This is a genomic window from Altibacter lentus, from assembly GCF_000746845.1.
Lineage (GTDB): Bacteria > Bacteroidota > Bacteroidia > Flavobacteriales > Flavobacteriaceae > Altibacter > Altibacter lentus.
Genome location: NZ_KN050846.1, coordinates 1461348 through 1473923 on the forward strand (window position 1 = coordinate 1461348; position 12576 = coordinate 1473923).

The following is a 12576-nucleotide window of genomic DNA, read 5'->3' on the forward strand; positions in this document are numbered from 1 at the left end:
ATATTTTTATCGAATGAAAATATGTGTGGTCATTCCAGTGTATAATGAAGGGAAGTATCTGGAGCGCTGTCTTAGCTCATTCACAAAACAAACGCATGTTCCCGATAGGGTCGTTATCGTCAATGATAATTCAACTGACAATACTCAGCAAATCATAGATTCCTTCTCAAAATCATATCCTTTTATTTCTTCAGTCTATAACACATCTGCTAAAAATCATTCCCCGGGAAGCAAAGTAATTCAAGCCTTTAATAAGGGACTCTCCATTCTAGAGGAAGATTATGATCTTATTGGAAAATTTGATGGCGATATTGTCTTGCCTCCAAACTATTTTGAAGAAATGATACGCCTCTTTTCTTCAGATAACTGTATTGGAATCGCTTCAGGCAATCTCTACATTGAGACGAATCAAGGCTGGAAATTTGAAAATATATCTGCCAAAACAAAAACACGAGGTCCTATCAAGTTATATCGATCTTCCTGTTTTGAGGCTATTGGCGGGCTCAAAATTTCTATTGGCTGGGATACTGTAGACGAACTATTGGCACAATACCATGGCTGGAGTGTAATAACCGAACCTTCCCTTCACGTCAAACACTTAAAACACACGGGAGCAAATTACAGCGTCGATGCGGCGGTCAAGCAAGGGGTTGCTTTTTACAAAATGCGATATGGATGGACTCTCACCAATATCGCGTCGGCCAAACTGGCTTGGAAAAAGAAGCGTTTCTCAATTTATGTGGATGCCCTAAAAGGTTATCGCAGAGCAAAGCGAGACAAGCTTGCGTATATAGTTTCAGAAGATGAAGGGGCGTTTATTAGAGCACTTCGCTGGAAAAATATTAAAAAGAAGGTTTTTTAATAATATCTAACATTCCCTTAACAGCTGCCCGGTTCTTTCTGCGTATTTTTGAAGTCCTCAAGAATACCAAACATGAATCATCTTCTATCCCTACTTTGTGCTTTGCTTTTTTTGCTGAAAAGTGCATCGTTCTTTGCACAAATACCCTCCGATAATATTAATAATGCAACCACCGGAAAACCACAGAACATCATCCTTCTTATAGGTGATGGTATGGGTTTGAGTCAGGTTTCTGCTGGTTTCTTTTACAGTGACCAGCCTTCCAATTTCGAACAATTCCCCGTTGTTGGATTGTTAAAGACCTCTGCTTCCAGCGACCTTATCACCGATTCGGCAGCAAGCGGCACAGCATATGCAAGCGGGATCAAAACATACAACGGCGCAATAGGAATGACACAAGATACCTTAGCCGCAAAAACCATTGTGGAACTTGTTTCTGAAAGAGATATGAGCACAGGGTTGATCGCAACCTCAAGCATCACACATGCCACGCCGGCCAGTTTTTATGCCCATGTTGCTTCCCGAAGATCTTACGAAGCAATTGCCACGTTCTTGCCGCAATCTGATGTAGATTTTTTTGCCGGTGGCGGACTTAAATTCTTTTCTGAAAGACAAGATGGGCGAGACCTAATCTCCGAATTGGAACAGCATGGTTTTGAGCTTAGCACACAATCGCTTCCAAAGCAACCTTCAGAAAAAAAACAAGCGATCCTTCTGGCCAAAGATGCATTGCCTACTATGCTGGAAGGCCGCGGCGATTTTTTACCAGGAGCGACACAACTTGCACTGAAGCATCTTTCTAAAAACACCAATGGATTCTTCTTAATGGTGGAGGGATCTCAGATCGATTGGGGCGGACATTCGAACGACGCCGATTATCTGATCGCCGAACAACTGGATTTTGATAAGACCATAGGGGTTGTCTTGGCTTACATAGAAGAAAATCCCGACACCTTGTTGATCGTTACTGCCGATCATGAGACCGGTGGGTTTACACTTGCTACAGATACAGGCGATTATAATAAGATCAAACCTTCGTTTTCAACCACAGGTCATTCTGCCACATTAATTCCAATATTCGCCAAGGGGCCCGGTGCAGGACTTTTTGGCGGCGTGTATGAGAACACCGGTGTTTTTCATAAAATCATGGAATTATTGGAAACCCGGTAGTTTCCTCTTCGTACTTATAGATCAACAGTCGGTTAATTTTGTTACTTTAGCAGAACTAACTTTTAAATATTTTACACTCCCAAAATCAACCCATTGTTCATGACCCATTTGATGATCCAATCTCCTAATCACTTAAAAAGTTAAGTTGCCAATGAAACAACTTAAAGACATCGGCTCCTACTTTTTAATGCTTAAAAAGGTGTTCAGCAGTTTCACCAAGGGCTCTGTATTGCGTGAGCTTATCTTTAAAGAGATAGACGATCTGGTAATTGGTTCTATGGGAATTGTGGCGTTTATCTCATTTTTTGTGGGAGGAGTGATTGCCATACAAACGGCATTGAACCTGGATAATCCCTTGATCCCAAAATCCTTGATCGGGTTTGCCACAAGACAATCGGTCGTTTTGGAGTTTGCCCCTACTTTTATTTCTATCATCATGGCGGGGAAAGTAGGATCTTTTATCACTTCAAGTATTGGTTCGATGCGTGTTACCGAACAGATCGATGCGTTAGAAGTAATGGGTATCAATTCTCTCAATTATTTGGTCTTTCCAAAGATCGTTGCGCTCATGCTGTATCCGTTCGTAATAGCGATCGCCATGTTTCTGGGCATCATGGGCGGTTATGTAGCGGGTGTCTACGGCGGATTTACCTCTTCCCCGGAGTTTGTTGCAGGATTGCAGGATTCCTTCGATCCATTTCATCTTACCTATGCCTTCGTGAAAACCTTTGTATTTGCATTTATTCTGGCCACGGTTCCTTCCTGGCAGGGATATTACATGAAAGGTGGCGCCTTAGAGGTTGGAAAGGCAAGTACCAATTCGTTTGTTTGGACTAGTGTGTTGATCATATTATCAAATTATATAGTGACCCAATTACTCCTTAGCTAATGATTAAAGTTGAAAATGTACATAAGCGATTTGGCGAAGAAGAGATCCTTAAGGGTATTTCTACTGTCTTCCACAAAGGCAAGACCAACCTTATCATTGGCCAGAGCGGTAGCGGAAAAACCGTAATGCTTAAATGCTTATTAGGGCTTTTTAAACCTGAAGAAGGTTTTATTTATTACGAAGATAAAGCAATACAGCACATGAACGACGAGGAGCAACGAGCGCTTCGGGAAGAGATAGGGATGTTGTTTCAAGGAGGAGCCCTTTTCGATTCTATGACCATAGAAGAGAATGTTATGTTCCCCCTCCGAATGTTCACCAAACAGAAAAAAAGTGAGATGTTGCACCGGGTCAATGAGGTCTTAGCTCGTGTAAACCTTGAAAATGTGAATAAAAAATTCCCGGCGGAGATCTCCGGGGGTATGCAAAAGCGGGTTTCGATCGCCCGGGCTATTGTAAATAAGCCTAAATACCTTTTTTGTGACGAACCAAATTCGGGTCTAGACCCCAAAACAGCAACGGTAATCGATAATTTGATCCAAGAGATCACACACGAATATAACATTACGACTGTCGTTGTATCTCACGATATGAATTCGGTTATGGAAATTGGGGAAAACATTGTCCTTCTGAAAAACGGACAACTGGTGTGGCAGGGTACAAATGAAGATATCTTTAAAACTGACAACGAAGATGTCACAGATTTTGTCTATTCTTCAGATTTATTCCGAAAAATACGAGAAATTCAGAATAAAGAGAATTAATTTTTTAGTCTGTAACTTTGTATTTATCAAATATTTTAACTTATTTTTAGCGTCATTAAAATTAATCTACTATGAAAAACCCTTTACTTTTCTGCACATTTCTTTTGTGTAGTGCGTCCCTAATGGCGCAGGTTTCTTTTACCAATCAAAATAGTGCTATTGGTTCTTACCCTGATTATTCTGAAGTAGGCGTGGACATGAACGGTGACTACCTCGATGATTATGTTCGTGTTAGCGATAACGGAATTGGAATTGATTACCAGCAACCTGATGGCAGCTTTATATCTACATTTATCACCATGCCCATTGCAAATGTTCCCAACTGGAGCGTTGCAGCAGCCGATATCGACGGAAACGGTTACAACGATCTTCTGTTAGGAAACGGACAACGAGTTTCCTTTTTATTTGCAAATTCTGATGGAACCGCTTATACCGAAGATGCAAGACCTGAATTCATTTTTTCACAGCGTTCCACATTCTCCGATATAGATAACGACGGAGACATAGATGCTTTTGTTTGTCATGATATTGACGAAAGCCATCCTTATAGAAACGACGGCGGACAAACTATGACATTGGATCAAGACTTTTTTCTAACCTTAGACAGACCCGGGAACTATGCCGCTATCTGGGTGGATTATGATAACGACGGTGATCAAGACATGTATCTCACCAAGTGTCGCGGGGGTGCTTCTCCGGGCGACCCTAACAGAGATAACGCCATGTACACCAACAATGGGGACGGCACATTCACAGAGAACGGGCAGGATATTAATATGCGCGATAATGCACAGTCGTGGGCAACGGTATTTGAGGACTTCGACAATGACGGTGACTTCGATGCATTTATAGTAAATCATGATTTCCAGAACCGTTTTATGCTTAACGACGGCACCGGGGTGTTCACAGATATTATCGCCACAACCAATATCAATGCAAACGATTTAGGCGCATGGGAGAACCAGTCGGGTGATTTTAACAACGACGGGTTTGTCGATATTTTTTCTGAACTATCAAGAGAACTGTACTTGAACAACGGTAATTTAACCTTTACAGGTGTTGATCTTCCTTTTGACGAAGGCGCCATAGGCGACTTCAACAACGACGGATTCTTAGATGTTGCCAATGATGGTGATCTATGGATCAATAACGGGAACTCGAATAACTGGATCAAAGTTGCTCTGGAAGGTGTTGCAAGTAATTTGAATGGTATTGGTGCCCGTATCGAGATCTATGGAGACTGGGGAATGCAAATACGTGAGATCCGTTCGGGACAAGGCTTTAGTCACATGAACTCATTAATGGGACACTTCGGGATCGGGACCAGCACGACCATCGATCAGATCGTAATTCATTGGCCTTCCGGAACTGTGGATGCCATCGATAATCCAAACATCAATGAAACGTTGATCGTTGTAGAAGGAAGTAATCCGTTGGCCGTAACAGACTTTGAGATCGAAGGAATACGCGTTTTCCCGAATCCAACCAGTGATATTCTTAATTTCTCACTTAAGGGGCTGGAGAACACGCCTGTTAGTATTGTAGACATTACCGGAAAAGTGGTTAACCAAACTACGATAAGCACCGGAAACAGTATTAGTGTCGCTGCTCTTAAAACCGGCGTATACTTTGCCAAGTTTGAAGTAGAAAATCAGGCTGTAAGCTATAAGTTCATTAAACGATAGGAATACTTCATTCATTCAAAATATAAAAAAGGCACTCGATCGAGTGCCTTTTTTATTTAAGGGTATTCCGCAACACTTATAGTGTCCAGCTTCATTTTAAACTTAAGCCAAGTCTCAAGCCGTTTCATTTGTTCACGTCGTGACCTGCTGGAAACACCGTTCTTCCATTTAACATTGATTACAGGTAGTGTATCGGTCTTTTTAAAATTGGTTGTAATCTTGTTAGAATAACTGAAGGTCTCGATATCCTGATAATTGATCTTCACTTCTTCGCTCAATTCCTGAAATGGAACATTCTTGATCTTCAAATTAGCGATCTCATTCTCCAGGAACGAGATACGATCATCCTTGTCTCTAATTACCTGTTCATTCTTTACGTAAAGATCTTCCAGTATCCCTGCTTTTACTTCCCCTGAAAGCTTTTCAGCAAAAGCACCACTTTGATCAGTTCCCTGAAAGATACGAAGGTTCACATCGCTTAATTGCTCGGTTTCTTTTAAGGTTGCATTCCACTCGTTGATCTTGGTCTGTGGAACAGGCTGACCAATAAGGTATACATCGATGGTTTGAGTTTCGAAATCTTGTGTGGCTTTTACGATCTCTGCCCCGTCATAGGTAATCGTTTCTTTTACAAACTCTTTCGCCCTGTTTTCGTACACTTGGACCTTTAGTAGATTCAAGAACAAAATAATACTGGGAACCATCACCACCAAGGCAATAAGTGATGCTACTTGAGCGATTCGTTTTCTGCGTTTTGAATTGGCATAGCGAACCAATGGAAAACGCAGTAGTTTAGAAACTATAAAAGTGGAAAGTGCTATAAAAGTAGCATTGATCGAAAACAGATACAGGGCACCACCGGCGTATTGCAAGTTCCCAATGGCCAGTCCGTATCCCACCGTACATAAAGGCGGCATAAGCGCTGTGGCGATAGCCACACCAAAGATCACACTCGCAATGGTCCCGCTTTTCGTTTTTGCGACTATCAAGGCCAATCCGCCAAAGATCGCTACCAGTACGTCTAGGATGGTCGGGTAGGTACGCGCCAGTAGTTCGGGGGTCTCTTCGGTAAGTGGTGACAGCTTAAAATATAAAAAGGCAGTCAATACACTAAGAAACACCATGACACCTAAATTAATGAGCGAACGTTTCAAAGTCTCTACGTCGTTGATCGCCACTGAAAGTCCCACACCCACAATTGGACCCATCAACGGGGATATTAACATGGCACCGATCACCACAGCCGCACTACTTACGTTAAGCCCGATCGAAGCGACGAAGATGGAAAATATAAGGATCCATGCCGTATGTCCTTTAAAGGAAATGTCCTTTTTAACTGCCTCGATGGTCGCATCACGATCTGTATCTCCCCGAATGTCTAGCAACTCTCTCAGAAACTTCTTGATCCCTTCCCAGGTCGTTAATTTTACATTATCGAACTGCTCGTCGTTGGGCGTTACTTTTATGTCATTATTATTTTCTGAAGTATTCATAAATTACGTGTATGTTTCACCAAACTTTTGCGCGACTTCCTGAAGCAAGGCCTTGATGTCTTGTTCCTTTTTCTTCGGAAAGATAAGCAACACTTCGTCCTTATCCACAATAATATAATCACTAATACCATCCACTACCACTAATTTTTCTGAAGCAGAATAGATCATATTTCCATTCGTATTCTTAAGGTGTGGGATAGCGCGTACTACAGCATTCTCTGTACTTTCAGTAGTCATTTTATCGTACAGGGCTCCCCAAGTACCCAGATCATTCCAATCAAAGCTAGCCGCTTTTACAAATACATTCGTTGCATTTTCCATAATACCGTAATCGATCGAAATATTATCGGCATTGGCATACTTCGCTGCAATAAAAGACGACTCGGCCTCTGTATTAAGGGACGAGATGCCTTCAGCAAAAAGAGCATGCATTTTGGGCATGTGCTGTTCAAAAGATTTAACGATACTTTTAACGCTCCATAAAAAGATTCCGGCATTCCATAAAAAATTTCCGTCTGCAATAAATTGCTTTGCCGTTTCATAATCCGGCTTTTCCCGAAACTGCTTTACTTCTTTAATAGGGCTTGCTGCTTTTTCTACACTTTCAATATATCCATATCCGGTATTGGGAAAAGTAGGCTGTATGCCTAAAGTAAGCAATATATCCTGACGTTGACAGGCGTCAAAGCCCATTTGCACATCCTCAATAAAGGCAGCTTCATCTTCTATCCAATGGTCACTGGGAGCAACCAACATGAGCGCATCCGGATTCTCCTTTTGGATCTTTAAGGCCGATAACAAAATGCAAGGTGCTGTGTTTCGCATTGCCGGCTCAAGGACGACCTGCGAGGCATTGATCTCCGGTAATTGTTCGAGTGTAAGATCTAAGTATCGTTCGTTGGTAAGTACATAGATGTTTTGAGACGGAATGAGGCGATTCAATCGAGAAAAGGTCTTTTGCAACAGACTTTGCCCCGTTCCTAACATATCGTGAAATTGTTTGGGAAATGCAGTAGTGCTCACCGGCCAGAACCGTGAGCCTATTCCTCCGGCCATGATCACGGCATAATAATTTGTATTCATTCTTTTATTGTATAAATTCAACTTCGGCATTAGGGTTAAACAAATACACACGCCCCGTAGCTACTTCCAGACATTCGTATCGTTTCACTCTTTTATTACCGCGTTTAAATACCTTTCCATTATGTAACCTAAAAAGTCCGTTTGGAGGTATTTCAAAGATATAGTTTTTATCGTTGGCAGGGTCGTATTGTTTTAAAGCCAAGGCCAACGTAGCATCCGTATCGCTCGTGGCTTTCGGGTTCTTAAAATGAAGTGCTAACAGGGGTAATAATTGTTGTGGGAAAATTTCAGGTCTTAAAAATGGCAGCATGAGCTGTTGGAAGGTAAATTTCCATTCTTTTCCATGGGGCTTGATCCTTCGACCATATTTTTGAAAAGCCACCAAATGTGCGATCTCGTGGACAAGCGTGATCAAGAAACGATATTTATTGAGGTTCGCGTTTACCGTAATTTGATGATGGCCATTGGGCAACTTCCTGTAATCCCCGTGCCGCGTTACTCGTTCGTTCACAATCTTTAAATGCACATTGTTAACTTTAATCAGTTCAAATACGGGTTGAACAGCAATTTCCGGCAGATATGTGCTAAGAATTTTGGTCATTCATTAAGGGGTTGAACTAGACACTTGAAGGATTTTTCCGTTGTAGAACGTATGACCATTCTTGGCAAACTCTGTAATATACTGTGCCATTTCCAATGCTGAGACTGGCGGCTCGTATCCCGGGAAAGCTTCTTCCAGCATTTCGGTCTTTACGGCACCAAGTGCAAGCACATTAAAGGAAGGACCCTTCTCTTTATATTCCTCTGCTAAAAGCTCAGTAAGTGTACAAAGGGCTCCTTTGCTGCTGCTATACGCACTAAGTCCCGAGAATTTCACACTTCCTTGCACCCCTCCCATACTACTAATGTTCACGACATGACCGTCATGTTTCATAAAGGGCAACATTTTTTGGATCAACGCAGCAACACCAAATACGTTCACTTCGTAAGATCTTTGAAACGCTTCCATGCTTATTTCAGCAAAAGGAGCATTTACCAAATAACCGGCATTATTGATAAGCAAATCGACATGACCCCAGTTTTCTTTTACGTAAGTTGTCACCTTTTCTAGATCGTTGACATTTGTAATATCAAATGAAATTGCTTTACAGGATTTCAAATTCAAACCGGAGACCGGCGTTTCATTTCGAGAAAGTGCCAATACATTGTGCCCCTCTTTCGCAAACAATTGAACCATTTCAAAACCAATACCTCGGCTCGTTCCTGTAATAATGATGTTCTTCTTCATATTCTAAATATACACAAATCCCGCTATTTTCATGACACTAGAAAATAGCGGGACGGCTTTCATGGCAACATAGCTCTATACAAACATGGTTACCGGATTCTCTATATATTGTCGCAGGGTTTGTAAGAATTGTGCTCCCGTAGCACCATCTACTGTACGATGGTCACAGGCCAAAGTTACGGTCATTGTATTGCCAATTGCGATGGCTCCGTTCTTTACCACAGGTTTCTCCACTATAGCCCCGACCGATAAGATTGCGGAATTGGGTGCGTTGATAATAGATGTAAATTCTTTAATACCGAACATCCCCAGATTGGATACGGTAAAGGTACTTCCTTCCATCTCCTGCGGAGTGATTTTCTTGTTTCTTGCTTTACCGGCCAGTTCTTTTACGTTAGCACCTATTTGCGAAAAGGTCATCTGGTCTGCAAACTTTAATACAGGCACCAATAAGCCTTCGTCCACAGCTACGGCTACCCCAATATGAATATGCTTTGCTATTCGGGTGGCTTCTCCTGTCCATTGACTGTTGACTTGAGGATGTTTACGAAGCGCCATAGCACATGCCTTAACCACCATGTCGTTAAAAGATATCTTGACCTCCGGATTTGAATTGATCGCCGTACGTGCCGCAATAGCATGATCCATATCCAGTTCTATGGTTAAGTAGTAATGCGGTGCTGTGAATTTTGACTCTCCCAGACGTTTCGCAATGGTCTTTCGCATTTGAGAGTTCTTGATCTCCTCAAAACGTTCTTCTCCTACCGGGGTATAGGCTTCTGCGCCTCCCGTTGCGGGTTGGTAATTCTCGATATCACTCTTTATGATACGTCCGTTCTCGCCACTGCCCCGTACCCTGCTTAGATTGATCCCCTTCTCTTCTGCCATCTTTTTAGCCAAAGGAGAAGCGAAGATACGACCCCCATCTTGGCTAGTTGTCGGTTGGGTTTGTGCTGGTTTCTCGGTTTTCTTTTCGGTTGTTTCTGAAGTCTTTTTTGCTTCGGAAGAAGGTTGTGATGCTTCTTCTTTTTCTGAAGGTTTTGAAGCGGATTTCTTAGAAGGTCCCTTTTTGTAATTCTCTAAAATACCTGAAACATCGGTCCCTTTAGGTCCGATTACAGCGAGCAAGGCATCTACCTTCGCTGTTTCTCCTTCAGCAATACCAATTTTTAAAAGGGTTCCGGCATAGAAGGATTCAAACTCCATAGTGGCCTTATCGGTTTCTATTTCGGCAAGAATATCACCTTCTTCTACGGTGTCGCCTTCTTTCTTTAACCAACTCGCCACCGTTCCCTCTTCCATGGTATCGCTTAAGCGTGGCATGGTAATGATCTCCACACCCTCGGGCAGCTCGGATTTTCCGTCGTCTGAACTTTCAGAATCCTCGGTATTGTTTTCTTCGGAAGCAGTTTCAGGTTTTTCTTCCTGTTTTGAAGATGCTTCAGCTTTGGAACTGTCTTCTTTCGCTTCAGAAGCCGATGAACCACCTTTTACAAGCTCGGAAATATCTTCATCCTTATCGCCAATGATCGCCAGCAAGGTATCTACTTTAGCTGTTTCCCCTTCAGCAATACCAATATGTAACAAGGTCCCTTCATAGAAGGATTCGAATTCCATGGTTGCTTTATCGGTTTCGATTTCAGCTAAAATATCCCCTTCAGCAACGGTATCGCCTACTTTTTTCAACCAGCTGGCTACGGTTCCCTCTTCCATGGTATCGCTTAATCGCGGCATGTTTATTACTTCGGCCATAGCTTATAGTTTGTGAGGTAAAAATGGATAATCTTCCTGTTCGTATACGGTATCGTACATCACATTCTTTTCGGGATATGGTGAATTCTCGGCAAATTCTTCACACTCGGTCACCAAGTCCTTAACGCGTTTGTCTATTTTTTTGATATCGGCTTCCGTGGCCCATTTCTTTTCGTAGATCTTGTTGAGCACATACGAGATAGGATCTTCTTCCTGCTTTTTTGCGACTTCTTCCTTGGTGCGGTAATGCTGTGCATCACTCATGGAATGACCGCGATATCTGTAGGTACGTATCTCCAAGAAGGTAGGTCCGTCACCGCGTCGTGCTCGTTCAATAGCTTCGTCCATTTCTTTGGCAACTACTTCGGGCTTCATTCCATCTACGGGCTTACAGGGCATTTCGTATCCAAGACCCAATTTCCAGATATCGGTGTGATTTGCCGTACGGGCCACAGATGTTCCCATGGCATAACCGTTATTCTCCACACAGAAGACTACCGGCAATTTCCACAACATGGCTAAATTGAAGGTTTCATGCAGTGCTCCTTGTCTTGTTGCTCCATCTCCCATAAAGGTAAGCGTCACAGCGTCACGCTCGAAATACTTGTCGGCAAAAGCGATTCCTGCCCCCAATGGAATTTGACCGCCTACGATGCCGTGGCCGCCGTAAAAACGGTGTTCTTTTGAGAATATGTGCATAGAACCTCCCAATCCTTGCGAGGTGCCGGTGGCTTTCCCGTAAAGCTCTGCCATGACACGCTTAGGATCCACGCCCATGCCAATAGGCTGTACGTGATTTCTATAAGCGGTGATCATTTTATCCTTGGTTAGATCCATGGCGTGTAAGGATCCGGCCAGAACAGCCTCCTGACCGTTATAAAGGTGCAAAAAGCCTCTTACTTTTTGATTGATATAGACTTGCGCCAGTTTGTCTTCGAACTTTCGCCAAAAGAGCATGTGTTCGTACCAGTCAAGATACGTTTGCTTTGTGATTTTTTTCATGTACCAGTTGTCATCGTTCCATTACGGAATCTATTGCACGAATAACAAAAATACTATATTCTGAAGGACTACAAAACAGCTATCTCTTAATTTTAGTCGAATAATTAAAGATAAGAGCTGTCGAATATAAGCGGCAGTAGTTCTTTGACCGAAGTAGCCTTTACCACAGGTCCTGTTTCTCCCATAAAATAGATAGCGAGGGGATTTTTCTGGTTTACTTCATATTCGGCCAAGGCTTGCCTGCATGCACCACAGGGAGGTGTAGGGGTATTCACCGTATGCGTTAGGGACCGCACTGTAAGTGCTATATGTTTGATGGTTTGCCTTGGATAATTAGCCCCTGCATGAAATACGGCCACGCGCTCTGCACAAAGACCTGAAGGAAAGGCTGCATTCTCCTGGTTGTTTCCTGTGACTGTTTCACCGGATTCCAGTTGCAGCGCCGCACCTACCATAAAACGCGAATAAGGCGCATAAGCCTTTTCACGAGCTTGCTGCGCCTTATTCATAAGATCTTGTATGTCTTTTGGAAGTTCTAGAAGCGAATCATAGACCTCCAAATGAGTTTCAATCTTTATTTTTTTCATT

The 12576-nt window shown here is 42.6% G+C and carries 12 protein-coding genes; 5 read left to right on the plus strand and 7 right to left on the minus strand.

The window, feature by feature from the left end:
- Positions 1–13: 13 nt before the first annotated feature.
- The 5 genes from JS40_RS06880 (at position 14) to JS40_RS06900 (ending at position 5370) form a co-directional block, all read left to right on the plus strand.
- A complete protein-coding gene (locus JS40_RS06880) occupies positions 14–862 on the plus strand; it encodes a glycosyltransferase family 2 protein (protein WP_034259373.1) in 849 nt (282 codons plus the stop codon).
- 72 nt (positions 863–934) lie between these two features.
- Positions 935–2032 carry an alkaline phosphatase gene (locus tag JS40_RS06885; protein ID WP_034259375.1) on the plus strand — a complete coding sequence of 366 codons (1098 nt, stop codon included), beginning with the start codon at positions 935–937 and terminating at the stop codon, positions 2030–2032.
- A gap of 151 nt (positions 2033–2183) precedes the next feature.
- A complete protein-coding gene (locus tag JS40_RS06890; protein WP_034259376.1) occupies positions 2184–2921 on the plus strand; it encodes an MlaE family ABC transporter permease in 738 nt (245 codons plus the stop codon).
- Positions 2921–3685, plus strand: a complete 765-nt coding sequence (locus JS40_RS06895) for an ABC transporter ATP-binding protein (RefSeq protein ID WP_034259377.1) — start codon at positions 2921–2923, stop codon at positions 3683–3685. Before JS40_RS06890 ends, JS40_RS06895 begins: the two co-directional genes overlap by 1 nt.
- 71 nt (positions 3686–3756) lie before the next feature.
- Positions 3757–5370: an FG-GAP-like repeat-containing protein gene (locus JS40_RS06900; RefSeq protein WP_084677455.1), complete on the plus strand. Its 1614-nt coding sequence runs from the start codon at positions 3757–3759 to the stop codon at positions 5368–5370.
- A gap of 56 nt (positions 5371–5426) precedes the next feature.
- Here JS40_RS06900 and JS40_RS06905 read toward each other — a convergent pair whose 3' ends face one another.
- The 7 genes from JS40_RS06905 to cdd all read right to left on the minus strand — a co-directional run bounded on the left by JS40_RS06905 (position 5427) and on the right by cdd (position 12575).
- Positions 5427–6863, minus strand: coding sequence for a DUF389 domain-containing protein (locus JS40_RS06905; RefSeq protein ID WP_034259378.1), 1437 nt, complete (start codon positions 6861–6863; stop codon positions 5427–5429).
- A 3-nt stretch (positions 6864–6866) separates the two neighbouring features.
- Positions 6867–7946: a mannose-1-phosphate guanylyltransferase gene (locus JS40_RS06910; RefSeq protein WP_034262198.1), complete on the minus strand. Its 1080-nt coding sequence runs from the start codon at positions 7944–7946 to the stop codon at positions 6867–6869.
- A gap of 4 nt (positions 7947–7950) precedes the next feature.
- Positions 7951–8547, minus strand: coding sequence for a SprT-like domain-containing protein (locus tag JS40_RS06915; protein ID WP_034259379.1), 597 nt, complete (start codon positions 8545–8547; stop codon positions 7951–7953).
- Between the two features lie 3 nt (positions 8548–8550).
- The gene (locus JS40_RS06920) at positions 8551–9234 is read right to left on the minus strand and encodes an SDR family NAD(P)-dependent oxidoreductase (protein ID WP_034259380.1); all 684 of its coding nucleotides are present in this window, start codon (positions 9232–9234) and stop codon (positions 8551–8553) included.
- A gap of 75 nt (positions 9235–9309) precedes the next feature.
- Positions 9310–10986 (minus strand): pyruvate dehydrogenase complex dihydrolipoamide acetyltransferase, encoded by a 1677-nt coding sequence (locus JS40_RS06925; RefSeq protein ID WP_034259381.1) that lies wholly within the window; start codon positions 10984–10986, stop codon positions 9310–9312.
- 3 nt (positions 10987–10989) lie between these two features.
- Complete coding sequence (gene pdhA / locus JS40_RS06930; RefSeq protein WP_034259382.1) at positions 10990–11988, minus strand: pyruvate dehydrogenase (acetyl-transferring) E1 component subunit alpha; 999 nt, start codon at positions 11986–11988, stop codon at positions 10990–10992.
- Between the two features lie 104 nt (positions 11989–12092).
- Complete coding sequence (cdd, locus tag JS40_RS06935; protein ID WP_034259383.1) at positions 12093–12575, minus strand: cytidine deaminase; 483 nt, start codon at positions 12573–12575, stop codon at positions 12093–12095.
- Position 12576 lies beyond the last annotated feature (1 nt).

Coding starts and splice junctions, on each gene's coding strand:
- JS40_RS06880 (WP_034259373.1), top strand. CDS start 14: ATGAAAATATGTGTGGTCATTCCAGTGTATAATGAAGGGAAGTATCTG.
- JS40_RS06885 (WP_034259375.1), top strand. CDS start 935: ATGAATCATCTTCTATCCCTACTTTGTGCTTTGCTTTTTTTGCTGAAA.
- JS40_RS06890 (WP_034259376.1), top strand. CDS start 2,184: ATGAAACAACTTAAAGACATCGGCTCCTACTTTTTAATGCTTAAAAAG.
- JS40_RS06895 (WP_034259377.1), top strand. CDS start 2,921: ATGATTAAAGTTGAAAATGTACATAAGCGATTTGGCGAAGAAGAGATC.
- JS40_RS06900 (WP_084677455.1), top strand. CDS start 3,757: ATGAAAAACCCTTTACTTTTCTGCACATTTCTTTTGTGTAGTGCGTCC.
- JS40_RS06905 (WP_034259378.1), bottom strand. CDS start 6,863: ATGAATACTTCAGAAAATAATAATGACATAAAAGTAACGCCCAACGAC.
- JS40_RS06910 (WP_034262198.1), bottom strand. CDS start 7,946: ATGAATACAAATTATTATGCCGTGATCATGGCCGGAGGAATAGGCTCA.
- JS40_RS06915 (WP_034259379.1), bottom strand. CDS start 8,547: ATGACCAAAATTCTTAGCACATATCTGCCGGAAATTGCTGTTCAACCC.
- JS40_RS06920 (WP_034259380.1), bottom strand. CDS start 9,234: ATGAAGAAGAACATCATTATTACAGGAACGAGCCGAGGTATTGGTTTT.
- JS40_RS06925 (WP_034259381.1), bottom strand. CDS start 10,986: ATGGCCGAAGTAATAAACATGCCGCGATTAAGCGATACCATGGAAGAG.
- pdhA (WP_034259382.1), bottom strand. CDS start 11,988: ATGAAAAAAATCACAAAGCAAACGTATCTTGACTGGTACGAACACATG.
- cdd (WP_034259383.1), bottom strand. CDS start 12,575: ATGAAAAAAATAAAGATTGAAACTCATTTGGAGGTCTATGATTCGCTT.